The 23,825-nt window shown below is 60.8% G+C and carries 24 protein-coding genes; 4 read left to right on the top strand and 20 right to left on the bottom strand.

Annotation, left to right across the window (positions count from 1 at the left end; genetic code table 11):
- Positions 1 to 52: 52 nt before the first annotated feature.
- The 14 genes from rpoB to pyk all read right to left on the bottom strand — a co-directional run bounded on the left by rpoB (position 53) and on the right by pyk (position 14,458).
- Positions 53 to 4,189 carry a DNA-directed RNA polymerase subunit beta gene (rpoB, locus tag BSF79_RS06695; RefSeq protein WP_090269070.1) on the bottom strand — a complete coding sequence of 1,379 codons (4,137 nt, stop codon included), beginning with the start codon at positions 4,187 to 4,189 and terminating at the stop codon, positions 53 to 55.
- 239 nt (positions 4,190 to 4,428) lie between these two features.
- Complete coding sequence (rplL, locus tag BSF79_RS06690; RefSeq protein WP_090269069.1) at positions 4,429 to 4,806, bottom strand: 50S ribosomal protein L7/L12; 378 nt, start codon at positions 4,804 to 4,806, stop codon at positions 4,429 to 4,431.
- Positions 4,807 to 4,875: 69 nt separating this feature from the next.
- Positions 4,876 to 5,391 (bottom strand): 50S ribosomal protein L10, encoded by a 516-nt coding sequence (rplJ, locus tag BSF79_RS06685; RefSeq protein ID WP_090269068.1) that lies wholly within the window; start codon positions 5,389 to 5,391, stop codon positions 4,876 to 4,878.
- A 308-nt stretch (positions 5,392 to 5,699) separates the two neighbouring features.
- Positions 5,700 to 6,398 carry a 50S ribosomal protein L1 gene (gene rplA, locus BSF79_RS06680; RefSeq protein WP_090269067.1) on the bottom strand — a complete coding sequence of 233 codons (699 nt, stop codon included), beginning with the start codon at positions 6,396 to 6,398 and terminating at the stop codon, positions 5,700 to 5,702.
- A 1-nt stretch (position 6,399) separates the two neighbouring features.
- Positions 6,400 to 6,825 (bottom strand): 50S ribosomal protein L11, encoded by a 426-nt coding sequence (gene rplK / locus BSF79_RS06675; RefSeq protein ID WP_090269066.1) that lies wholly within the window; start codon positions 6,823 to 6,825, stop codon positions 6,400 to 6,402.
- 103 nt (positions 6,826 to 6,928) lie between these two features.
- Entirely contained in the window at positions 6,929 to 7,462 is a 534-nt protein-coding gene (gene nusG / locus BSF79_RS06670) for a transcription termination/antitermination protein NusG (RefSeq protein ID WP_090269065.1), read from the bottom strand.
- Between the two features lie 216 nt (positions 7,463 to 7,678).
- Positions 7,679 to 7,876, bottom strand: coding sequence for a preprotein translocase subunit SecE (secE, locus tag BSF79_RS06665; protein WP_090269064.1), 198 nt, complete (start codon positions 7,874 to 7,876; stop codon positions 7,679 to 7,681).
- Between the two features lie 127 nt (positions 7,877 to 8,003).
- The gene (gene pheT / locus BSF79_RS06660) at positions 8,004 to 10,415 is read right to left on the bottom strand and encodes a phenylalanine--tRNA ligase subunit beta (RefSeq protein WP_090269063.1); all 2,412 of its coding nucleotides are present in this window, start codon (positions 10,413 to 10,415) and stop codon (positions 8,004 to 8,006) included.
- A complete protein-coding gene (locus tag BSF79_RS06655; RefSeq protein ID WP_139246391.1) occupies positions 10,412 to 10,888 on the bottom strand; it encodes a hypothetical protein in 477 nt (158 codons plus the stop codon). Before BSF79_RS06655 ends, pheT begins: the two co-directional genes overlap by 4 nt.
- Positions 10,885 to 11,958 carry a phenylalanine--tRNA ligase subunit alpha gene (pheS, locus tag BSF79_RS06650; protein ID WP_090269061.1) on the bottom strand — a complete coding sequence of 358 codons (1,074 nt, stop codon included), beginning with the start codon at positions 11,956 to 11,958 and terminating at the stop codon, positions 10,885 to 10,887. Before pheS ends, BSF79_RS06655 begins: the two co-directional genes overlap by 4 nt.
- Before the next feature lie 110 nt (positions 11,959 to 12,068).
- The gene (gene rplT, locus BSF79_RS06645; protein WP_090269060.1) at positions 12,069 to 12,431 is read right to left on the bottom strand and encodes a 50S ribosomal protein L20; all 363 of its coding nucleotides are present in this window, start codon (positions 12,429 to 12,431) and stop codon (positions 12,069 to 12,071) included.
- Positions 12,432 to 12,443: 12 nt separating this feature from the next.
- A complete protein-coding gene (rpmI, locus tag BSF79_RS06640) occupies positions 12,444 to 12,644 on the bottom strand; it encodes a 50S ribosomal protein L35 (protein ID WP_090269059.1) in 201 nt (66 codons plus the stop codon).
- Positions 12,645 to 12,758: 114 nt separating this feature from the next.
- Entirely contained in the window at positions 12,759 to 12,983 is a 225-nt protein-coding gene (locus BSF79_RS06635) for a hypothetical protein (protein ID WP_090269058.1), read from the bottom strand.
- A gap of 29 nt (positions 12,984 to 13,012) precedes the next feature.
- Positions 13,013 to 14,458 (bottom strand): pyruvate kinase, encoded by a 1,446-nt coding sequence (gene pyk / locus BSF79_RS06630; RefSeq protein WP_090269057.1) that lies wholly within the window; start codon positions 14,456 to 14,458, stop codon positions 13,013 to 13,015.
- A gap of 119 nt (positions 14,459 to 14,577) precedes the next feature.
- On the opposite strand from pyk, the gene BSF79_RS06625 reads away from it, so the two are divergent.
- Genes BSF79_RS06625 through BSF79_RS06615 form a run of 3 tightly spaced genes read left to right on the top strand, consistent with a single transcriptional unit; the run spans position 14,578 to position 16,004 of the window.
- The gene (locus tag BSF79_RS06625) at positions 14,578 to 15,318 is read left to right on the top strand and encodes an N-formylglutamate amidohydrolase (RefSeq protein WP_090269113.1); all 741 of its coding nucleotides are present in this window, start codon (positions 14,578 to 14,580) and stop codon (positions 15,316 to 15,318) included.
- A 9-nt stretch (positions 15,319 to 15,327) separates the two neighbouring features.
- Positions 15,328 to 15,672, top strand: a complete 345-nt coding sequence (locus BSF79_RS06620; protein WP_090269056.1) for a 5-carboxymethyl-2-hydroxymuconate Delta-isomerase — start codon at positions 15,328 to 15,330, stop codon at positions 15,670 to 15,672.
- Between the two features lie 14 nt (positions 15,673 to 15,686).
- Positions 15,687 to 16,004, top strand: coding sequence for a DUF1244 domain-containing protein (locus BSF79_RS06615; RefSeq protein WP_090269055.1), 318 nt, complete (start codon positions 15,687 to 15,689; stop codon positions 16,002 to 16,004).
- A 24-nt stretch (positions 16,005 to 16,028) separates the two neighbouring features.
- Here BSF79_RS06615 and BSF79_RS06610 read toward each other — a convergent pair whose 3' ends face one another.
- The 5 genes from BSF79_RS06610 to dgcN form a co-directional block, all read right to left on the bottom strand.
- Positions 16,029 to 16,685 (bottom strand): NADH-quinone oxidoreductase subunit E, encoded by a 657-nt coding sequence (locus BSF79_RS06610; protein WP_090269112.1) that lies wholly within the window; start codon positions 16,683 to 16,685, stop codon positions 16,029 to 16,031.
- Positions 16,686 to 16,724: 39 nt separating this feature from the next.
- Entirely contained in the window at positions 16,725 to 18,884 is a 2,160-nt protein-coding gene (locus BSF79_RS20210) for an OmpA family protein (RefSeq protein ID WP_175545275.1), read from the bottom strand.
- A 124-nt stretch (positions 18,885 to 19,008) separates the two neighbouring features.
- Positions 19,009 to 19,872, bottom strand: coding sequence for a D-amino-acid transaminase (locus BSF79_RS06600; RefSeq protein WP_090269053.1), 864 nt, complete (start codon positions 19,870 to 19,872; stop codon positions 19,009 to 19,011).
- Positions 19,873 to 19,882: 10 nt separating this feature from the next.
- A complete protein-coding gene (gene dgcA, locus BSF79_RS06595) occupies positions 19,883 to 20,848 on the bottom strand; it encodes an N-acetyl-D-Glu racemase DgcA (protein ID WP_090269111.1) in 966 nt (321 codons plus the stop codon).
- Between the two features lie 76 nt (positions 20,849 to 20,924).
- Positions 20,925 to 21,926: an N-acetyltransferase DgcN gene (gene dgcN / locus BSF79_RS06590; protein ID WP_090269110.1), complete on the bottom strand. Its 1,002-nt coding sequence runs from the start codon at positions 21,924 to 21,926 to the stop codon at positions 20,925 to 20,927.
- A 276-nt stretch (positions 21,927 to 22,202) separates the two neighbouring features.
- Between dgcN and BSF79_RS06585 the strand changes: the two genes are divergently transcribed.
- Positions 22,203 to 23,159 carry an L-malyl-CoA/beta-methylmalyl-CoA lyase gene (locus BSF79_RS06585; RefSeq protein WP_090269052.1) on the top strand — a complete coding sequence of 319 codons (957 nt, stop codon included), beginning with the start codon at positions 22,203 to 22,205 and terminating at the stop codon, positions 23,157 to 23,159.
- 202 nt (positions 23,160 to 23,361) lie between these two features.
- Here BSF79_RS06585 and BSF79_RS06580 read toward each other — a convergent pair whose 3' ends face one another.
- On the bottom strand, positions 23,362 to 23,814 hold the full coding sequence (locus BSF79_RS06580; RefSeq protein ID WP_090269109.1) for an Lrp/AsnC family transcriptional regulator: 453 nt from the start codon (positions 23,812 to 23,814) through the stop codon (positions 23,362 to 23,364).
- Positions 23,815 to 23,825 lie beyond the last annotated feature (11 nt).

Genomic DNA, 23,825 nt, shown 5'->3' with positions numbered 1-23,825 from the left:
TTGATGTCCTCAAATTTGTGCGGGATGGGGTGAGGGTTGGGGCGCGGGGCCCTTAATCCTCACCCTCCGCATCCAGGAGTTCCATGTTCAGGCCGAGGCCACGGACTTCTTTCACGAGAACGTTGAAGCTCTCAGGCACGCCGGCCTCGAAGTTGTCCTCGCCCTTGACGATGCTTTCATAGACCTTGGTCCGGCCTGCCACGTCATCCGATTTAACCGTCAGCATTTCCTGCAGGGTATAGGCGGCGCCGTATGCTTCCAGTGCCCAGACTTCCATTTCCCCGAAACGCTGGCCACCGAACTGAGCTTTACCGCCCAACGGCTGCTGCGTGACAAGGCTGTATGGCCCGGTGGAACGCGCGTGGATCTTGTCGTCCACAAGGTGGTGCAGTTTCAGCAGGTATTTGACACCCACTGTGACCTTGCGTGCGAACTGTTCGCCGGTACGACCGTCAAACAGCACCGACTGGCCCGAGGTATCAAAGCCTGCACGGGTCAGCGCGTCGTTCACGTCCGCCTCTTTCGCGCCGTCAAAGACCGGCGTTGCAATCGGCACACCGCGGGTGACGTTGCCTGCGGCTTCGACCAACAGGGTTTCGTCCATGTCGGTGATGCCTTCGGCGTAAACGTCGTCACCATAGGCAAGCGCCATGGCTTCGCGAACCGGGGTCAGGTCGCCGGAGCGGCGGTAGCTTTGCAGCGCCTCATCGACGTTGATACCCAGACCACGAGCAGCCCAACCCATGTGGGTTTCGAGGATCTGACCGACGTTCATACGCGACGGAACACCCAGCGGGTTCAAACAGAAATCGACCGGCGTCCCGTCGGCGAGGAACGGCATGTCCTCCATCGGGACCACTTTCGAGATCACACCCTTGTTGCCGTGACGACCGGCCATCTTGTCACCCGGCTGAAGCTTGCGCTTCACGGCAACAAAGACTTTGACCATTTTCATCACGCCCGGCGGCAGGTCGTCGCCACGGCGAACTTTCTCGACCTTGTCTTCGAAACGGGCATCCAAGGTGCGCTTTTGCACCTCGTACTGCTCGTGCAGGGCCTCGACCACCTGTGCGTCGGCCTCGTCTTTCAGGGCCAACTGCCACCACTGACCACGGGTCAGGGTTTGCAGCAGCTCTTCGTTGATCTCGGCGTTGGATCTGACACCTTTGGGGCCTTTGACAGCCACCTTTCCAAGGATCATCGACTTGAGACGGGCATAGATGTTGCGATCAAGGATCGCCATCTCGTCGTCGCGGTCACGCGCCAGACGCTCGACTTCTTCCCGCTCGATCTGCAGCGCGCGTTCGTCTTTTTCAACGCCATGGCGGTTGAAGACGCGCACTTCGACGACCGTGCCGAAATCACCCGGTTTCACGCGCAGCGAGGTATCGCGCACGTCAGAGGCTTTTTCACCGAAGATGGCGCGCAGGAGTTTCTCTTCCGGCGTCATCGGGCTTTCGCCTTTGGGGGTGATCTTGCCGACCAGGATATCGCCCGGCTCTACATCGGCGCCGATGTAAACGATGCCCGCCTCGTCGAGGTTGCGCAGGGCTTCCTCGCCGACGTTGGGGATATCGCGGGTGATCTCTTCCGGCCCAAGCTTGGTGTCACGTGCGGCGACTTCAAATTCCTCGATGTGGATCGAGGTAAAGACGTCATCACGCGCGATCCGCTCGGAGATCAGGATCGAGTCTTCGTAGTTGTAGCCGTTCCATGGCATGAACGCGACGATAACGTTCTTGCCAAGGGCCAGTTCGCCCATATCGGTCGAGGGACCATCGGCGATGACTTCGCCCTTCTGAACCGTATCGCCCACCTTCACCAGCGGACGCTGGTTGATGCAGGTGTTCTGGTTCGATCGCTGGAATTTGCGCATGCGGTAGATATCAACCCCCGCATCGCCAAGCTCCAGATCCTCGGTCGCGCGGATCACGATACGCTGGGCATCGACCTGGTCGATGATCCCGGCGCGTTTGGCCATATAGGCCGCACCCGAGTCGCGTGCCACGATTTCCTCGATACCGGTGCCGACCAGCGGCGCCTCGGCCCGCAGAAGCGGAACCGCCTGACGCTGCATGTTCGAGCCCATCAGAGCGCGGTTGGCGTCGTCGTTTTCAAGGAAGGGGATCAGCGAGGCCGCAACCGAGACCAACTGCTTCGGGCTGACGTCAATCAGGTCCACACTTTCGCGCGGAGCCAGAGTGTAGTCGCCCGACTGGCGGGTGCTGACCAGATCGTTGATGAACTTGCCGTCTTCGTCCAGCGAGGCGTTGGCCTGCGCCACGGTGTGGCGCATTTCCTCGGTCGCGGACATGTAGTGGACTTCGTCCGTAACCTTGCTGTCGGTGACAACACGGTACGGGGTTTCGATGAAGCCATATTTGTTGACGCGCGCGAAGGTGGCCAGACTGTTGATCAGACCAATGTTCGGGCCTTCGGGCGTTTCAATCGGGCACATCCGACCATAGTGGGTCGGGTGAACGTCGCGCACTTCGAAGCCTGCGCGTTCGCGGGTCAAACCGCCCGGCCCAAGCGCCGAAAGGCGACGCTTATGCGTCACTTCGGACAGCGGGTTGGTTTGGTCCATGAACTGCGACAGCTGCGAGGAGCCGAAGAATTCACGCACGGCCGCCGCTGCGGGTTTGGCGTTGATCAGATCCTGCGGCATCACGGTGTCGATTTCGACACTGGACATACGCTCTTTGATCGCGCGTTCCATACGCAGCAGGCCGACGCGGTACTGGTTTTCCATCAGTTCGCCGACCGAACGCACACGACGGTTGCCGAGGTGGTCGATGTCGTCGATGTCGCCTTTGCCGTCGCGCAGTTCAACCAGCGCTTTGATGCAGGCGATGATGTCTTCGCGGCGCAGGGTGCGCTGCGTGTCTTCGGCATCCAACGCCAGACGCATGTTCATTTTCACGCGGCCAACGGCGGACAGGTCATAACGCTCGCTATCGAAGAACAACGTGTCGAACAGGTTCGACGCGGCTTCGACGGTGGGCGGCTCGCCTGGGCGCATGACGCGGTAGATGTCCATGAGCGCGGTGTCGCGGCCCATGTTCTTGTCCATCGCCATGGTGTTGCGGATGTAGGCACCGACGTTGATGTTGTCGATATCCAGCACGGGGATCTCGGTCACGCCCGCTGTCATCAGCTCTTGCAACGTACCACCAGTGATGTCGCCATCCTTGTCGAATTCCAGCGTCAACTCGTCGCCAGCTTCGATATAAATCGCGCCGGTTTCCTCGTTGATGATGTCCTTGGCGACAAATTTACCGACGATATGCTCGAAGGGCACCAGAAGATCGGTAACCTTGCCTTCGTCCTTGAGCTGCTTGACCGCGCGCGGCGTGACTTTCTTGCCAGCCTCGGCGATGATTTCGCCGGTGGCCGCATCAACCAGATCATAGGTGGGACGGGTGCCGCGTGCACGGTCGGGGAAGAACTTGGTAACCCAGCCCTTGTTCTTCTCCAGTTTGAAATCGATCGTGTCGTAATAGGCATCCATGATGGATTCCTGATCAAGACCCAGCGCATACAGCAGCGTCGTCACCGGCAGCTTGCGGCGGCGGTCGATCCGGCAGAACACGATATCTTTGGCGTCGAATTCAAAGTCGAGCCACGAGCCGCGATAGGGAATGATGCGGCAGGCGAACAACAGCTTGCCCGAGCTGTGTGTTTTACCTTTGTCGTGGTCGAAGAACACGCCCGGTGAACGGTGCATCTGGGACACGATCACACGCTCGGTGCCGTTCACAACGAACGTACCGTTGGGTGTCATCAAGGGCATGTCACCCATGAATACGTCCTGTTCTTTGATGTCTTTGACCGATTTCGCGCCGGTATCTTCGTCGATATCAAACACGATCAGACGCAGGGTGACCTTCAGCGGTGCCGCATAGGTCATGTCGCGCTGCATGCACTCTTCGACATCGTATTTCGGCTTTTCCAGATCGTATTTCACGAACTCCAGCACGCTGGTTTCGTTGAAATCCTTGATCGGGAAGACCGACTGGAAAACCCCCATGATGCCTTCGCCGTCAAGCGGCTGAAGCTGATCACCGGAGTTCAGGAACAGATCATACGAGGATTTCTGAACCTCGATCAGGTTCGGCATCTCCAGCACTTCGCGGATTTTGCCATAGTATTTACGCAAACGTTTCTGGCCAAGGAAGGATTGAGCCATGGTCGATGTCACCTTTCAGTTTCTCACCGGACGCGGATGCCGTCGGGCCCCGGCACCTCGCCCATACGAGACGGTCTGATTCTGATCCATTCACGGCCCCTGTCCCACCAGAGGCCTCCCGATCGTTGAACCGCACCTAAGAAAGGGTTTTGCACGAAAACCCTTGCTAAGACAGGTTCGGCTGGGCCCGGAAAAACCGGACCCAGCCTTCACTCAATTCCGGGTTGCCCCGGCAGAGATTACTTAACCTCGACTTCGGCGCCAGCTGCTTCCAGCTTGGCTTTGATGTCGTCAGCTTCGGCTTTGGAAACCTGCTCTTTAACAGCTTTGCCACCAGCATCGACCAGGTCTTTGGCTTCTTTCAGGCCCAGACCGGTGATCGAGCGGACTTCTTTGATCACGTTGATCTTGGAAGCGCCTGCCGATTTCAGGATGACGTCGAATTCGGTCTGCTCTTCAGCAGCCGCACCGCCGGCGTCCGCAGGACCAGCCATCATGACAGCGCCGCCAGCAGCGGGCTCGATGCCGTATTCGTCCTTCAGGATAGTTTTCAGTTCTTGTGCTTCAAGAAGCGTCAGGTTGACGATCTCTTCAGCCAGTTTTTTCAGATCAGCCATTGTACTGTTTCCGTCTCATTAGATGTGTTCCAACGTGCGAGCATTGCCCCACGCAGATCATTAGGTTGCTCAAGCGGCCGCCTTGTCCTCGATCGTGGACAAGATGGACGCAATATTCGAAGCAGGCGCGCCAATCGCACCGGCGATGTTGGAAGCAGGTGCGCCAATGCAGCCAACGATCGAAGCAATAAGCTCCTCGCGCGACGGCATTTTCGACACGGCTTCGACACCGGCCCGGTCCAGAGCCGTCTCACCCATTGCACCACCAAGAATTTCAAACTTCTTGTTGTCCTTGGCGAAGTCCTCGGCCACCTTGGCAGCTGCCACGGGGTCCTCGGAGTAGGTAAGTACGGTCATGCCCGTCAGAAGATTGCCGATGCTTTCGCAAGGCTTCCCTTCAAGGGCGATCTTGGCGAGCTTGTTCTTGGCGACGCGAACGGACCCGCCGACGGTACGCATACGCGCCCGAAGGTCCTGCATCTCAGCAACCGTAAGACCTGCGTAGTGGGCTACGACCACAACGCCAGAGCTTTCAAAGATCTGGCCGAGTTCTTCGACCAGTTTCTCTTTTTGTGCTCTATCCACAGTTTCACTCCAAATTTGGGGGTTGCCCCCCGGCTCAGTTAAGCCCCTCTGCCAAACGCGGCGTTGGGGCCGTTCGGGTCCAATTTCAGGGTCCCGAGGCCAGATCACCCGAGGGAACGGTCCCTGCGGTCAATTCGTCTCGCTCCCCATCTCAGGAAGGAATTATTCAGACTTTCGCCTGAACCCTCCGTCTCGGACAGGACAGGGCCTTGCGGCCCCGCCATTCTGCGGGAAACCCCGCGGAATTCTTTGACCGTGGCGAGACATGCCCGCCACCGGTCTGATCCGTCGCGATTGCGACCGACCGATTACTCGGCGGTTACGCTGCCCAGATCGATCGAGACACCCGGACCCATGGTCGAGGAGATCGCGACTTTCTTCATGTAGGCGCCTTTGGCACCAGTCGGGCGGGCGCGCGACACGGCGCCAACAAAGGCGCGAATGTTTTCGACCAGCTTGGCTTCGTCGAACGAGGCTTTGCCGACGCCAGCATGCACAACACCGGCCTTTTCAGCCTTGAACTGAACTTCGCCACCCTTGGCAGCTTCGATTGCAGCTTTGACATCCATGGTCACGGTGCCGACCTTGGGGTTCGGCATCAAGTTGCGCGGACCAAGGACTTTGCCGAGACGACCAACGACAGGCATCATATCCGGGGTGGCGATGCAGCGATCGAATTCGATCTTGCCGCCCAGAATGGTTTCCATCAGGTCTTCTGCGCCAACAATGTCTGCACCGGCGGCCAGAGCTTCGTCAGCTTTGGGGCCACGTGCGAACACGGCAACCCGAACGGTTTTGCCGGTGCCGTTGGGCAGACCAACCACGCCGCGAACCATCTGGTCAGCGTGACGCGGGTCGACACCCAGGTTCATGGCGATCTCGACGGTTTCGTCGAACTTGGATGTGGCATTTGCCTTGACCAGAGCAACGGCTTCTTCAACCGTCAGATCCTGCTTGCCAGCGAAAGCCTCACGAGCGGCGCGGGTGCGTTTTCCGAACTTTGCCATCTTACTTCACCTCAATGCCCATGGAGCGGGCCGAGCCCATAACAATCTGCATCGCCGCTTCAACGTCATTGGCGTTCAGGTCGGGCATCTTGGCTTCCGCGATCTCTTTGACCTGCTTGATGGTCACAGAACCTGCAACGTCGTGGCCGGGCTTTTTCGAGCCGCCCTTCAGTTTAGCAGCCTTCTTCAGGTAATACGACGCGGGCGGCGTCTTGATTTCCATCGTGAACGACTTGTCCTGATAGTAGGAAATCACGGTCGGGCACGGTGCGCCGGGCTCCATATCTGCAGTCTTGGCGTTGAACGCCTTGCAGAATTCCATAATGTTGATGCCGCGCTGACCCAGTGCGGGACCGACGGGCGGGGAGGGGTTGGCTTGCCCGGCTTTCACCTGGAGCTTCAGCTTCCCGATCAGTTTCTTGGCCATGTGGCCTCTCCTTTTTCCAACACCTGCGCGACGCGTCGGCAGGTTCGAGTTGTGCGGTCCGGTCCGGGGCGCGCGCGCCCCTCGCCTCCCGCAAGTTACACGCTCAGACCTGCTTGGTGACCTGAGCGAATTCCAGTTCGACCGGGGTTTCGCGACCAAAGATCGACACCGACACCTTGAGGCGCTGTGCGTCTTCGTCCACTTCCTCGATCATGCCGTCGAAATCTTCGAACGGGCCGTCGTTGACCTTGACCTTCTCACCCACTTCGAAGCGGATGAGCGTGCGGGGCTGATCCTCGCCTTCCTGCACACGGTTCAGGATCGCGTTTACTTCTGCATCGCGCATCGGCATCGGGCGACCTTGCGGGCCCAGAAACCCAGTAACGCGGTTGATCGAGTTGATCAGGTGGTAGCCACGGTCGCTCATCTCCATGCGGACCAGCACATAGCCGGGCATGAAGCGGCGCTCGGACGTGACCTTTTTGCCACGACGAATCTCAATCACCTCTTCGGTGGGCACCAAAACTTCTTCGATATCGTCCTCAAGACCGCTCTCGATAGCGGATTGCCTGATCTGTTCGGCGATTTTTTTCTCGAAGTTCGAGAGCACGCTCACCGAATACCACCGCTTCGCCATCTTGACCCAGTCCTTGCATCCTTCGACCCTAGGGCCGAAATTCTTAATTCTATCAGGCGATTAATCGCCATCTTCTGAAACAAAAAATCGGCGTGCAACACGAATCGCAGCACGCCATTTTCAGATCAGGCTTGTCACCTACCCCCGACTCAGACGGAATTCAAGAGTGAAGGTGTGATTTCGCCCTGCCTCGGCCAGTCCTGGCCGAGATCGGCCTTAGCCGAAAAAGGACAACAGGCCACGCAAGCCGCCCTTGATTGCCAGATCGACCAACGCGAAGAAAACCGCAGTTACTGCGGCCATCGCAAACACCATCACGGTCGTCAGCATGACCTCGCGGCGGGTCGGCCAAGCGACCTTGCCCACTTCGCTGCGGACCTGCTGAATGAATTGAAGCGGATTAGTGCGTGCCATGTAAGCTGTCTTCTCTGTCAGGAACAGGGGGCACATACGCGGATCAGTGCCCGATTTCAAGGGGAGTTGCGACGGGATTAGCCCTGTCGGCACGGGGCTGCGCCACAACGCCGCCCCGCAGGTTGGATCAGCCGCGCAACACACCGCCGGTCGCTTTGGCCACTTTTTCGACGACTTTTTTCGCCACGGCCTCGATCTCGGCCTCTTTCAGGGTTGCCTCGACCGGCTGCAGGCGCACTGTGATGGCGATGGATTTCTTGCCCTCGCCCATCTGCGCCTCGGCCTTATCGCCGGTGAACTGGTCGAAGACCCGCACCCCGTCGATCAGCGCCTTGTCTGCTCCGGCGGCGGCATTGACCAGCGTCAGCGCCTCGACCTTGCTGTCCACGACGAACGCGAAGTCACGCTCGACCGCTTGCAGATCGCGCAGCGCCAATGCCGGGCGGGTGGCCGATTTGCTGCGCGCCTCGGGGACTTGAGCGGGCCAGAGGGCGAAGGCCACGGCGGGGCCTTTCACATCCATGGCGTCCAGCACTTTCGGGTGCAATTCGCCAAACACGCCCAGCACCTTTTTCGGCCCCAGACAAATGCGGCCAGAGCGCCCCGGATGGAACCAGCCCGGCGCATCGCGCAGGATCTGCACCTTGGCAGGGGCACCGATGGCGGCCAGAACCGCCTCGGCGTCCGCCTTGGCATCATAGAGATCCACCGCGCGCGCGGTACCGTGCACGTCCTTGGGGCCAGTGCGCCCGATCAGAAGGCCCGCAACCTGCAACTGCTGCTCGCCAGGTTCACCACCGCTGAAAACGGGGCCCACCTCGAACAGGGCCAAATCGGCAAAGCCGCGGGCTTGATTGCGCGCCGCCGCCAGCAACAAACCGGCCAGAAGATCGGGGCGCATATGGCTCATTTCGCTGGAAATCGGGTTCTCCAGCATGGTCACATCAGTGCCGCCACCGAACAGCGCCGCGCTGTCCCGATCGATGAAGGAATAGGTCACACACTCATTATACCCCAACGCGGCCGTGGTCCGCCGGGCGATCTGTTCGCGCTTTTGTTGCGGTGACAGGATCGGCTTGGGCACGCCGGTGTGGGCGCGCGGCATCGGCTTGCCTTTGAGCTTGGTCAGCGACGCGATCCGCGCCACCTCTTCCACCAGATCAGCCTCGCCCAGCACATCGGGGCGCCACGACGGCACATGCGCCATGTTGCCCTCAAGCCGGAAGCCCAGCTTGGTCAGGGTCTGGCGCTGTTCGCTTTCGGGAATGTCCATGCCAACCAACGAGGACACGCGGCTTGCGTCCAGCTTGTAGGCACGGCTGACGTCGGGCACCTGCCCCGCCACGACCACATCCGAAGGTTCGCCGCCGCACAGGTCAAGGATCATCTGCGTCGCGTCATCCAGAGCCTGCATGTTATAGGCCGGGTCGATCCCGCGTTCGTTGCGATAGCGCGCGTCCGAGTTGATCTTCAGCGCGCGACCGGTCATGGCGATCTGTACCGGCTCCCAGACGGCAGCCTCGAGGAAGACATTGGTGGTCTCTAACGTGCAACCCGTGGCCAGCCCCCCCATGATCCCGGCGACGGACTCGATGCCCGCGTCATCCGAAATCACAACCTGCCCGGCACTGAACGTGTGTTCCTTTTCGTCCAGCCCCACCATGGTTTCGCCGCCCGCCGCGCGATGGATGCGCAGGCTGCCCTGCACCTTGTCGGCGTCAAAGACGTGCAAAGGCCGGTTGCGATCATAGGTGAAGAAGTTGGTCACATCGACCAGTGCCGAAATCGGCCGCAGCCCAAGCGCGCGCAGCTGAGTTTGCAGCCATTGCGGGCTGGGCACATTCGTGACGTTGCGGATCAGGCGACCGGCGAAAACCTCGCAACCGTCTTCCCGGGTGTCTTCGTCGATGCTGACGGCGATGGGACAGGAAAACTGCCCATCAATCTCGGCGGTTTTGGCAGGCTTCAGCGTGCCAAGGCCGCGCGCGGCCAGATCCAGCGCAATACCGCGCACGCCCAAAGCATCGGGGCGGTTGGGAGTGATGGCGATCTCGATCACCGGGTCGACGCGGGCGGGATCGTTTTTCGCCAGCCAATCAACGAAGCGCTGACCAACCTCGCCCGAGGGCAGTTCGATAATGCCGTCGTGCTCCTCTGACAGCTCCAGCTCGCGTTCGGAGGCCATCATGCCATGGCTTTCAACGCCGCGGATTTTGCCGACCGAGATAGTGATATCCAAACCGGGGATGTAGCTGCCGGGCTTGCACAGAACCACGGTGATGCCTTCGCGCGCGTTGGGCGCGCCGCAAACGATCTGCTTCTCGCCCTCGTCGGTATCAACCGTGCAGACGCGCAGCTTGTCGGCGTCGGGGTGTTTTTCGGCATGCGTGACCTTAGCGATGGTGAAGTCTTTGAGCTTCGCCGCCGGGTCTTCAACGCCTTCGACCTCCAGACCCAGATCGGTCAGGGCATAGAGGATTTCATCCAGAGTGGCCTGCGTATCCAGGTGCTCTTTCAGCCAGGAGAGAGTGAATTTCATAGCGATTTCCTTTTCGCCTCTTCGTACGCGTTGGCTGGCAGACGTGACTTTCCGTAGTAGCCGAACATTGATAAGCCAAGCGCATCTCGGCGCATTTCTAGAATGATATCATTGTGAGCTTTTGCCGCTTCTTTAAAAGCAGGATGCAGCGGCTCGCTTTCAGGTCCAAGCTCTATGTCTGCGGCATTCAAGAGATCAAGATACAGCGAAATGGCCAAAGTTACCGCAGGTGCCGCATACAACATCAGCTTGCCATAGACACTCTGAAAAGCTTCAGTGCGCTCCTGTTCACGCTCAGGTGTCCAAGCTTTGTAGGCATCATTCGGCATCGGACAAACTGTGAGGAACTCCTCATACACACGGCGTTTTTCAGCAAGAACTGCCTCTGATTGGCTGAATATACGTCCAAGCAGAAAGCTGAAACCTGCAAGGCACACCCCCCCAAGCCCCAAAAGCAGTTCACCAGTCGTCACCGCGACAACCCCCCATGCAGGGTCGGCTGATCCAGACTTGCAAACCCATAGTGCCGCAGCCAGCGCAGGTCGCTGTCAAAGAACGCGCGCAGGTCGGGGATGCCGTATTTCAGCATGGCGATCCGATCGATGCCCATTCCAAAGGCAAAGCCCTGATATTTGTCCGGGTCGATCCCGCCGGCCTGCAAGACCCTGGGGTGAACCATGCCCGAGCCCAAAATCTCCAGCCAATCGTCGCCCTCGCCCACTTTCAACGCGCCGTCCTGCCAAGAACAGCGGATGTCCACCTCGGCCGATGGCTCGGTGAAGGGGAAGTGCGACGCGCGGAAGCGCAGATCGACGTTGTCCACCTCAAAGAAGGCTTTGACGAACTCCTCCAGCACCCACTTGAGGTTGGCCATCGAGATATCGGTGTCGATCGCCAGCCCTTCGACCTGATGGAACATCGGGGTGTGGGTTTGGTCGTAATCGGCGCGGTAGACACCGCCGGGGCAGATGATGCGGATCGGCGCGCCCTGCGCCTCCATCGAGCGGATCTGCACCGGACTGGTGTGGGTGCGCAGGACATGCGGCGGACGATTGTCGCCCTCAGCGCGGTGCATATAGAAGGTGTCCATTTCCGCGCGCGCCGGGTGGTGGCCGGGAATGTTCAGCGCGTCGAAGTTATACCAATCGGTGTCGATGCGCGGACCTTCTGCGACGGAAAACCCCATGTCTGCGAAGATTGCGCTGACTTCCTCGGTCACTTGACTGACCGGGTGAATGGTCCCTTGGCGACGCTCGCGCCCCGGCAGCGTCACATCCAGCCATTCGGTGCGAAGGCGCTCATCAAGAGCTGCGTCGGACAGGGCAGCCTTCTTGGCGGCAAGGGCGCTGTTGATCTCGTCCTTGAGCGCGTTCAGCGCGGGGCCTGCAGTCTGGCGCTCTTCCGGGGTCATCTTGCCCAGTTCGCGCATTTTCAGCGCGACCTCACCTTTTTTACCGACGGCGGCCAGACGGATGTCTTCCAACGCAGCCTCGTTGCCCGCGCCAGCGATGGCACCCAGATATTTCTGCTTCAGATCGTCCATCCGACCCTCCAAATTCCGTTGTCCCCTGCTATCCAGCGGGGGGCCAAAACGCAAGAAGCCGCGAGACCCAAAAGGTCCGCGGCTTCCTAATTCAAACCCTGAGCAGGGTCTTACGCGAGCGCGGCCTTCGCCTGATCGACGATGGCGCTAAATGCGGCGGGTTCGTGCACGGCCAGATCGGCCAGAACCTTACGGTCCACTTCGATACCGGCCAGCGACAGACCGTTGATGAAGCGCGAGTATGTCAGCGCTTCGTCATGGGCACGCACAGCGGCGTTGATCCGCTGAATCCACAGGGCGCGGAAGTTCCGCTTGCGGACGCGACGGTCACGGGTTGCGTATTGGTTTGCCTTGTCGACCGCCTGCGTTGCGGTACGGAAGGTGTTCTTACGGCGGCCATAGTAACCTTTGGCTGCCTTGATGATTTTCTTGTGACGGGCGTGGGTAACCACACCACCTTTTACACGAGACATATCAGACCCTCCTTAGCGCGCGTAGGGCATCATCGACTTGATGATTTTCTCATCAGGAGCCGACAGCGTGGTGGTTCCGCGAGCAGTGCGGATGAATTTGGTGGAGCGTTTGATCATGCCATGGCGCTTACCGGCTTGACCGGCAACAACGCGGCCACTGGCCGTCACTTTGAACCGCTTTTTGCAGCTCGACTTCGTCTTCATCTTGGGCATTTCCGTCTCCTTAGTCTTTGGGTCGGTTTATGCGCGACTCGGCATGCCACTATCGGCCGGTCGCACAGATAGGGGGGTCCTATACGCGGGGTTCCTCAGGCTGGCAAGGGGGAATCAGTTGATCAAGCGCCCGATAACACCAACGATCACATCGGGGACCTGCTCCAGCCGGTAACCGCCGGGCTTTTGGGTAAGCGCCCAAACGATCATGGCGCAGCCGACCACCACCACAATTGCAGCGGTGCGCGGCACCCGCCTTTCGCTCCAGGCCGAGACGATCGACGGAATGGAAAACGCGGCCAGAACCAAGCCCACCACGAAAATCAGGTCCGTGTCCATTCTCTTTACTCCCAAGCTACAAAGGCAGCCTACTCCGGATCAGAGGCAAAAATCAAATGTTCGGCGCAGGGCGCGACACGCAGGATATTCGTCGTGCCCGGCATGTTGAACGGCACCCCGGCCACGACAACGATCTGATCCGCTTCCGTGGCATAGCCCCCAGTGCGTGCCGCACGCGCGGCATTGACCACCGCTTGCTTGAACCGCTCAAGCTCGCCGGTCATTACGCAGTGCGTGCCCCAACTGAGCACCAACCGCCGCGCGGTGCCGCGTTGCGAGGTCAGCGCGATAATCGGCACGCGCGGGCGTTCACGCGCCGTCAAAAGAGCGGTCGTGCCCGATTGCGTAAAACAGCAGATCGCCTTGATATCTGTCGTCTCGGCAATCTCACGCGCGGCGGCAACAATGCCGCCAGCAACCGACTTGCGGTTCGCGCTGCGCGATGCCTCGATCACCTCGCGGTAGGTCGGGTCGCCTTCCACTTCGATGGCGACATTGTCCATCGTCGTCACCGCCTCGATCGGATAATTACCTGCAGCGGATTCAGCCGACAGCATGATTGCATCCGCACCTTCATAGATGGCGGTGGCCACGTCAGACACTTCGGCGCGCGTCGGCATCGGCGATTCGATCATGCTTTCCAACATCTGGGTCGCCACAATCACCGGCTTGGCCGCGATCCGGCATTTGCGGATCAGACGCTTCTGGATCGGCGGCACGTTCTGCACCGGCAGTTCGACCCCCAGATCACCGCGCGCAACCATGATGCCGTCACTGACTGCCAAAATATCATCAAACTTGGCCACGGCCGAAGGTTTCTCGATTTTTGACAGGATCGCGGCGCGACCGTCCGCCAATGTGCGAGCCTCGTGCACATCCTCGGGGCGCTGCACGAAGGACAGCGCCAGCCAGTCCACGCCAAGCTGGCAGACAAACTCCAGATCACGGCGGTCTTTTTCCGACAGGGCGGCCAATGGCAACTCCACATCGGGAACGTTCACCCCCTTGCGATTGGAAATCGTGCCGCCATTCACAACGACGCAATCGGCGAAATCAGTACCACAGGCCGTGACCCGCAGACGGATTTTACCATCGTTGACCAGCAGGCTTGCGCCCTCTTCCAGCGCTGCAAAAATCTCGGGGTGCGGCAGGCAGACGCGGCTAGCATCGCCCTCAGCCTCGTCCAGATCCAGACGGAAGGCTGCGCCCTCAGCCAAGTCTTCCTCACCACGCGCAAAGGTTCCCACCCGCAACTTTGGCCCCTGAAGATCTGCCAGAATGGCGATCGGGCTATCCAAATCACGCTCGATCTGGCGGATGATCGCGTGGCGGGCGCGAATTTCGTCGTGGTCTCCGTGGCTCATGTTCAGACGAAACACGTCGGCTCCGGCCTCGTGCAGGGCGCGGATCATCGCATAGTCATTTGATGCCGGGCCCAGGGTGGCCACGATTTTTACATTGCGAAAGCGTCTCATCCGGCTCGTCCTCACTGTTTTTCTTAGGTTATTGTATTCATATCGCGTTCTGCGGGCGAACGACAATTCCATTTCCCGCTATTCTGTCCTAGAGCGTGGTCAAAGGAAATGACAACCGCATGACATACACCCCCTTTGAAATCATTGGGGCGGACCGCCCCTCGCGCTGGCTGATCACCTGCGATCATGCCGCCAATACGGTGCCGCCTTTTGTCGGCAATGGCCAGCTTGGTCTGGCACGCGGCGATATGGAGCGTCACATTGCCTATGATGTGGGCGCGGCAGGCGTCACACGCGCGCTGGCCGATGCGTTGGATGCGCCCGCAATCCTGTCGAATTTCTCGCGGTTGGTGATTGATCCAAACCGGGGCGAGGACGACCCGACCCTGCTGATGAAGCTCTACGATGGCACGATCATTCCCGCCAACCGCCATGCCGGACCGGACGAGCTGGAACAGCGGCTGAACGCCTGCTACCGGCCCTATCACACGGCGCTGAGCGAACTGGCCGCGCGGCGTGATGACACGGTGATCCTGTCGATCCACAGCTTCACCCGCCAGCTTCAGGGACGCGAGCCACGGCCTTGGCATATTGGCCTGCTCTATGCCGCTGACGCACGGCTGGCCAAGCCGCTGCTGCGACGGTTGGAGCAGGAGCACGACCTTTGCGTCGGCGAAAACGAACCCTACGGCGGCCACCTGCCCGGCGACGCGATTGCCCGGCACGCGCTTGCCTATCAGCGGCCAAATGTTCTGGTTGAGCTGCGCAATGACCTGATCGAAACCCCTCAGCATCAGCAGGATTGGGCCAAACGGCTGGCGCCGATCCTTGAACAGGCGCTGACCGACAGCGGAGTGTAACCCCAGCCCATGCCCCATATCGTGATCGACTATTCCGCCGGGCTTGAAACACGCCATGACATGCAGGCGCTATGCGACGCGCTTTTTGCCGCCATGGCAGCAGACCCAGCGATCCCCGATCCCACATCGCTGAAAATCCGCGCTCGCCCGCATGATTTTTTCCGCATCGGGACCGAGCCGCAGAGCTTTGCCCATGCCGAGTTGTTTTTGCTCGCAGGGCGAGACGATGCGACTAAAGCCGGGTTAACGGCCACGATCCTAGGCGTTATGGATCAGATGTTACCAGATGTCGGCAGCCTGTCGGTCGATGTGGCCGACATGGCCCGCGCCACCTATGCCAAACGCGTTCTTTGACCAAGGAGACCCCGATGGACGATCAGACCCGGATTGAAATAGAGGCCGCCGCCTTTCGCGCCCTGCGCGCGCATCTGATGGAAAAGCGGACCGATGTGCAGAATATCGACCTGATGAATCTGGCCGGGTTTTGCCGCAACTGCCTGTCGCGCTGGTATCAGGAGGCCGCCAACGCCCGTGGAATCGAGATGAGCAAGGACGAGGCGCGCGAGATCTACTATGGCATGCCCTATGACGACTGGAAGGCGCAAAGCCAGACCGAGGCCAGCCCGGAAAAGCAGGCCGAGTTCGAGGTCGCCTTCCGCGAAAACGTCACCGCCCCCAAGGACTGATCCGCCGGGGCCCGCATCGCGCCCTCAGTAGACATCTCCCTTGTCCACCCGGCGCGAAAACTCTGTTTCGCTGCCTGCGGCCAAGGCCTTTGCCTGCTCCATCCAGTTGTCGCGGCTGACCCGGCCTTTGAACCCGGTCAGATTGGCGTCGACCCACGTGATTTCCCGGTCGGTCCAGCCCGCGATCTGATCGAAATGAAAGAAGCCAAGGCTGTGGCACAGCTGTTCCAGCTTCGGACCGATCCCCCTGATCCGTTTCAGGTCATCCGGCTGTCCGCCACGCGCCTCAGCCAGCGCCGCCGGGCGATCCGCATCAGACAGCCCATCCACTTCGCCGTCGCCATCCAGATCCACGGGTGCCACATCGCCCTGCAATTCGGTCGCGGCCGGGGCCATGCTGTCGCCGCCGGGCACTGCCGCAAAGGCGGATGGGGTGCTGTCAGGCGTGGACACACGCGCCGCCAGCTCGGCCTCAAGCTCGGCAATCCGCGCCGCGCTTCGCTCTTGCGCCGTGCGACAGCGCGTCAGATCGTCTGACAGCTGCCGGTGCGCCACCGCGTCAGCCCCACCAGAGGAGACGACAGGCGCCGTCGCCCCATCCCGACCGCGCGCCCAGATCCACCAGCCCACCAGCAGCCCCAACAGCGCGGCAAGGATCAGCAGGCCGATCATTTCAGACATCAAGAAACCCCAGTTTCGAAACATATGACTTCTCCCGTTTTAATCGTCCGATAATGGCTTTGCTGCCCAGGCCACCGTGGTGCGGCGGTTGCTGGCGCGCCCCTCGTCGGTTGCGTTATCCGCCACCGGCTGACTTGCGCCATACCCCACAGCGCTCAACGCCTCTGCCGGAACACCCCGCGCAATCAGCGCCGCGCGCACCGCATCGGCGCGGGCCTGCGACAAGACAATATTGGCCGCATCGCTGCCCTGTGCATCGGTGTGCCCGCCCAGTTCCGCCACCAAACCCACATTGGCAATGCAGGCGGTCATCACGCTGGCCAAAGCATTCACCGCCCGGACCGACCCCGCATCAAGCCGCGCCGAGCCGGTCACGAAATTGACCCTGTGCTGCGCCAAAACAGCATCTGATTGCGCCGGGCAGCTTTGTTCTGACGGCTCAAACATCACCTCTGGCAACCAGAAGCCATCCAAGAACTGCTCTGCCGCGCCGGTCGCGGCATTCACCCGCGTCGTGCCCGCAACCGGCAAATCCCCGGACAGATTAACCGCCACAGTTGCCCCTTCGGGCAACGACCGGCTTAGGGCCGCAGTCAGCAATTCAACGTCAACACCGGGCGACGTCAGCCCCTGCACCACAGTCGCCTCTTCAGATATCTCGGCCTTCAGGGTCTCAAACTCGGGCAGCCACAGGGCGAGCGCGGCCAGCACCTCCTGCGCGATAGCCTTCTGAACAATCAGCCCTTCGGTGGCTGTACTGGGCACCTCTGCCAGCCCCAGAAGGCGGCTCACCTGCGCCGGGGTCAGACCCGCAGGCAGCTTGCCCGACAGGGTCGCCCCCGTTGCGGCGTTGTAATCCAAAGCCATCGCATAGGCTGTGCCGTCATCCAGAAAATCCATCACCACCACCGGTTCGATCCCGCCGGGCAGCGCCAAAAGCGCCTCTTCTGCCTGTGCCGCTTCGTGCGGTGTGCGTGCGGTGCCACTCAGGTGCAAAGCCTCTGCGGTGACCTCAAGCGTTCCATCCTCAAGCGCGCGCAGCGCCGCCAATCCGGCCCGAGCCGCCGCAGTGAACCGGTTGTCCTCATCGGAGATATAGGCCTGTGCCCACTCCGCGCCCGCCACGACGGACAAAGCCTCAGGTGTCAGCTCGGCGGGCAGCTTGCCTGTGGCCGTGATTGTGCCGTCCGACAGCTGCGCCGACATCGCAAAGGGCGCGCCGTCATCAAACAGCGTGATGACGCTGACCGCCAGCACCGAATTGGGCAACTTATCTAGAAGCGCCTCGGCCTTGACCTTGCCCTCGGGCGTTGCTTCGCCCGACAGGTGTAGCGCCACACCTTCGATCGCAAGGGCACCGTTTTCAAGTTGGGCCAGCGCCGCCAGACCCAGCTCAGCGATGCCGGGCCACAGTCCACTGTCATCGCGGATCTGCGCGTTGCTGGCCTCGCCTTCCAATCCCGGCAGGCCAGAGCCGCGCGCGAGTATTCCTGCGGCTATGCCCTTGGGCAGCTTTCCCTGCGCCACCGCCTTCTTGCCATCGAAACTGACGAACAGCGAAAGCGGTTTGCCATCGTCCTCGGTGTCGATCCGGGTTTCCGCCGAAAACCCCTCGGGCAACTCGGCCAAGACCGCTTCGGCTTTGCCCGCCTCAACCGGAGTTGCGGCCAACCCTGTCAGGGTCAGGTGCTGATCCGACACGGACAGATCGCCGGTTTTAAGCTGATCCAGTGCATCAAGGCCATGTTCCACAGCCTGAACCCACCCCACAGGGGCACCCGCCGCGACCGGAAGCCCCCCGGCCACTGTCGCGCCAATCCGCTCTGCCAGTGTGTCGCGGGCCGCCTCACTGGGCACAACCCCGTCATAGGTGACGCCCCCTGCCCCCCTTTGAGCGCGCAGGTGGAACGGCGTTACCACCTCAAGCACTATCAGATCATCATGAACGGCACGTCGCCCCGGCACCGCATCAAGCGCGGTCAAAAGCGCCTCATGTTCCTGCGGGCCATCCGCCAGACCGGCAACATAGATGTCGCGCCCGGCCACTTTGGTTTCCACGCCGTGCACGGAACTGGCCCCAACCGCCGCGGCGCCATCGGCCACGCGCGCCTGCATCCGGGTGGCCTGATGGTTGCTGCCCCACAGGCCCATCCCGGCCACGCCCAGCGCCAGTACCGCCAATCCGATCCATGTTCGCATGACTTCCCCCATACCCGCAAAGGTCTGCGGGTATTTGGACAAAGTCACAGGTCAAATTGCAAGCAGGAAGGTAAATGTGACAGGGCAGACACGCGTTAAAAGCGCATCCGCCGCGTTAAATCCTTCAGATCGCGGTCTTCAGGCTTTCTTCCAGATAGATCTCGCGCAGGCGCACGGCCACCGGACCCGGGGTGCCGGTGCCGATTTTTGCGCCGTCGATCTCGACCACGGGCATGACGAAGGCGCTGGCCGACGTTACAAAGGCCTCATCGGCAGCTTGCGCTTCCTCGATCGTGAAAGGGCGTTCTTCGACCTCCATCTGTGCCTCGCGGGCAAAGCGCAGAACCGCGGCACGGGTGATGCCGTGCAGGATGTCTTTGGTCAGGTTCCGGGTGATGATCTTGCCGCCCTTGACGATATAGGCATTGTTGCTGGTGCCTTCGGTCACAGAGCCGTCTTCGACCAGCCAAGCATCATCAGCACCGGCCTTCTTGGCCATCATCTTGCCCATCGACGGGTACAGCAACTGCACCGTCTTGATATCGCGGCGACCCCAGCGGATGTCCTCGATGGAAATCACCTTGAGGCCGACTTTGGCCGCCGGAGTATTGGCCATTCCGGGCTTGTTCTGAGTGAACAGAACGATGGTCGGCTTGGTGGTTTCGGGGTCGGGGAACACAAAGTCACGATCGCCCGGTGCGCCGCGGGTGATTTGCAGGTAAATCATCCCCTCGTCGATGTCGTTCAGCTTTACCAACTCGCGGTGGATCGCCAGCAGCTCGTCCATGGTGACGGGGCATCCCATGTCCAGCTCGGTCAGGGACCGTTCCAGCCGCGCAGCATGGCCGCCAAAATCAATCAGCTTGCCGCCCAGTACGCTGGTCACCTCATAGACGCCGTCCGCCATCAGGAACCCACGGTCGAAGATCGAGACTTTGGCCTCGGTTTCCGGCAGGTACTCTCCGTTTACGTAAACAGTGCGAGTCATGGGCGTCTCCTTATCCCCAAAGGGCTGCGACGGGCGGGTGCACACCCTGCGCGTCGAATTGCAATGCGTTTTCACGGTCTTCGGCCAACAGAAGCGGCCCGTCAAGGTCTGTTACCATCGCGCCCTGCGCCACCAGCGTGGCAGGCGCCATTGCCAGCGAGCTGCCAACCATGCAGCCGACCATGACCTTGTAACCATCCGCCAAAGCAGCATCCCGCAGCGCCAGCGCTTCGGTCAGGCCGCCGGTCTTGTCCAGCTTGATATTGACCACATCGTACTTGCCCTTCAGCCCGGCAAGCGACGCCCGGTCATGGCAGCTTTCATCGGCACAGACCGGCACCGGCCGCGCCATCCCGATCAGCGCCGCGTCATCGCTGGCGGGCAAGGGTTGCTCGACCAGCGCCACGCCCAGCCGCACCAGATGCGGTGCAAGGCTGGCATAAACCTCGGCCGACCAGCCCTCGTTGGCATCGACGATGATGGTTGACTGCGGCGCGCCTGCGCGCACGGCCTCCAGCCGGGGCATATCGTCGGGCGTGCCCAGCTTGATCTTCAGCAGCGGGCGAAACGCATTTTTCGCCGCCTGCGCGCGCATCGCCTCGGGCGAGGCCAGCGACAGTGTATAGGCGGTGATCTCGGGGCCAGGGGCGGCCAGACCGGCCAGTTCCCACACGCGCTTGCCGGTCTTTTTCGCCTCAAGATCCCACAACGCGCAGTCCAGCGCATTGCGCGCGGCGCCTGCGGGCAGCAGCCCCTGCAACGTGGTGCGATCAAACGATGTGCCCAGCGCCTCGATCTCTGCCGTCACGCTTTCCAACGTCTCGCCATAACGCGCATAGGGCACGCATTCGCCCCAACCGGTCACGCCACCATCGCTGATCCGCACGGTCAGAACCTGTGCCTCGGTCCGGGATCCACGGCTGATCGTGAAGACCTGTGCCAGACGGAAAATGTCTTTCTCAACGGTGATCTGCACGCGCTCGCCTCTTTTCATCTTGTCAAAAACACTCAAAAGTCGGGCTGTTTCCAACGGCAGCCCGGCCCGAGTTTGATCAGATCGCTTCCAGCGCGTCCACCAGATTAGCCGCGCCAAAGCGGAACGGATCGGTGGCAGGCAGGCCCAGTCGGCTTTCGACTTCGGCCAGATAGGCGCGGGCCTCGTCCTCGGCCATGTGCTGCGTGTTGATCGAGTAGCCGACTACCTGACAGGCCGGATTGGCCACACGCGCCAGCGTCAGCGCCATGTCGCGGACCTCTTCCAGCTGCGGCAGTTGGTATCCGGGCAGGCCGCGCATGTGGACACGGGTGGGTTCGTGACACACGATCAGCGCATCAGGTTGACCGCCGTGGATCAACGCCATGGTCACCCCGGAATATGAGACGTGGAACAGGCTGCCCTGACCTTCGATCAGATCCCAGTGATCAGCGTCATTGTCCGGGGTCAGCCACTCAACGGACCCCGCCATGAAATCGGCGATCACCGCATCCAGTGGCACACCGTTACCCGTGATCAGGATCCCGGTCTGACCGGTGGCGCGGAAATCGGCATTCATGCCACGCGCGCGCATTTCCTTTTCCATGCACAGCGCGGTGTACATCTTGCCGACCGAGCAATCTGTGCCCACGGCCAAGCAGCGCTTGCCGGTGCGCTTCACGCCATTGGCGATCGGGTATTCAACGCTGGGCACGCGCACGTCATGCAGCGTTTGGCCAGTGGCCTCGGCCACAGCGGCCAGTTCGGGTTCGTCGCGCAGCAGGTTGTGCAATCCAGACGCCAGATCGAACCCTTCTTCCAGCGCCATCACCAACACTTTCTTCCACGCGGGAGAGATGTATCCGCCCCGGTTGGCCACGCCGATGACCAGCGTTTTGACGCCTGCGGCCTTCGCTTCTTCCAGCGTCATGTCGGGCAGCTTCAGATCGGCCTTGCAGCCTTCCATGCGGAACTGACCCACAGCGAATTCAGGCCGCCAGTCCTTGATGCCCTGGGCAACCTTAGAGGACAGCATGTCGGGCGCATCGCCCAGAAACAGAAGATATGGGGTCTCGATCATCTTGGGGCCTTTCCACAGGTGTTGACGCACAGTGTCTAGGATTCGCGGCGGGATTGGATTGCAAATCCGTCATGCTGCACCCGCAGCACGCAAGATTCTTCGAGTGTTGCTGAATTTTTTCGCAGAACCTTCACGCGTCAGCGCGCGACGCCCAACAGTCTTCGCCGCATCGCAGCAGCCCTGCCGCAGACGCAAAATTGGCTTGCGAAGATATGCGCAATTTAATAACTCTCGCACCTAGAAAAACGCAATTTCCTTACACGAAGGACGCCACCCATGAGTTTTCGCATTCAACCCACCGCGCCTGCCCGTCCCAACCGTTGCCAGCTTTTCGGACCGGGGTCGCGCCCTGCGATTTTTGAGAAAATGGCGTCCAGTGCGGCGGATGTGATCAACCTTGATCTGGAAGATTCAGTGGCCCCGTCGGACAAGGACAGCGCGCGCGCCAATATCATCGAGGCGCTCAACACGCTGGATTGGGGCACGAAATATATGTCGGTGCGGATCAATGGGTTGGACACACCCTATTGGTATCGCGATGTGGTGGACCTGCTGGAACAGGCCGGCGACCGGCTGGACCAGATCATGATCCCGAAAGTGGGATGCGCCGCTGATGTATACGCCGTGGACGCGCTGGCCACTGCGGTCGAGCGTGCCAAGGGCCGGACCAAGCCGATCAGCTTTGAGGTGATCATCGAAAGTGCCGCAGGCATTGCCCACGTCGAGGAAATCGCCGCGTCGTCGCCGCGCCTGCAAGCTATGTCCTTGGGGGCCGCGGATTTTGCGGCTTCGATGGGCATGCAGACCACCGGGATCGGCGGGACGCAGGAAAACTATTATATGCTACACGACGGCACCAAGCACTGGTCCGACCCGTGGCATTGGGCGCAGACCGCGATCGTCGCTGCCTGCCGCACCCATGGCGTTCTGCCGGTCGATGGCCCTTATGGCGACTTCAGCGATGACGAAGGGTTCCGCGCACAGGCGCGCCGTTCGGCCACGCTGGGCATGGTTGGGAAATGGGCGATCCACCCAAAACAGATCGCGCTGGCCAACGAGGTTTTCACCCCGTCCGAGGAAGCAGTAGCCGAAGCGCGCGAGATTCTGGCTGCGATGGAAACGGCCAAAGCCAACGGCGAAGGTGCCACGGTTTACAAGGGCCGTCTGGTCGATATCGCCAGCATCAAGCAGGCCGAAGTGATCGTGCGCCAGTCGGAAATGATCAAAGGCTAAGGCCCCAAAAAGCGATGTGATTTGCATGCACATATCATGCACATCACATGCATATCGCAGATGCAGCAAAAACGGCGGGCCGATCTGATCGGCCCGCCGTTTTTTGTTCCGCCCAGACTGTGCACCGCGCCCTGTCCGCTTGCCATATCCTCAACCGCTGGGCGCGCGCCCTCCGCGCGCTCGTGCGCGTCGGGCGCAGTGCTCAGGCGCGGTCGTCCTTGGACGAGCCCATCACGACATAAGAGGTGATCGCATGCACCTGTGGCAGGGTGCCCAGCACATCGGTGTGAAAGCGTTTGTAGGCGGCCAGATCTGCGGCCTCGACCCGCAGCAGATATTCCACCGCGCCGGTGATGTTGTGGCATTCGCGCACCTCTGGCGCGCGCGAAATCGAGCGCTCGAACGCCTCTTGGCTGGCCTTGGTGTGGGTGTTGAGGCCGACGGTGATATAGGCAGTAAAGCCGGTGCCCATCGCAACCGGGTTCAGCACCGCGCGGTACCCGGAGATCACGCCGGAGCGTTCCAGCTCTTGCACCCGGCGCAGGCAGGCCGAGGGCGAGAGGCCGACGCGATCGGCCAGCTCGATATTGCTGATCCGGCCATCGCGGGTCAGCTCGTGCAATATACGGTGGTTTATGGGGTCAAGCTTGGTCATTTGTTGCAAAC

Source organism: Thalassovita taeanensis (assembly GCF_900110775.1).
Lineage (GTDB): Bacteria > Pseudomonadota > Alphaproteobacteria > Rhodobacterales > Rhodobacteraceae > Litorimicrobium > Litorimicrobium taeanense.
Note: the sequence above shows the minus strand (reverse complement) of the source record. Positions and strands in the feature narration are given on the sequence as shown.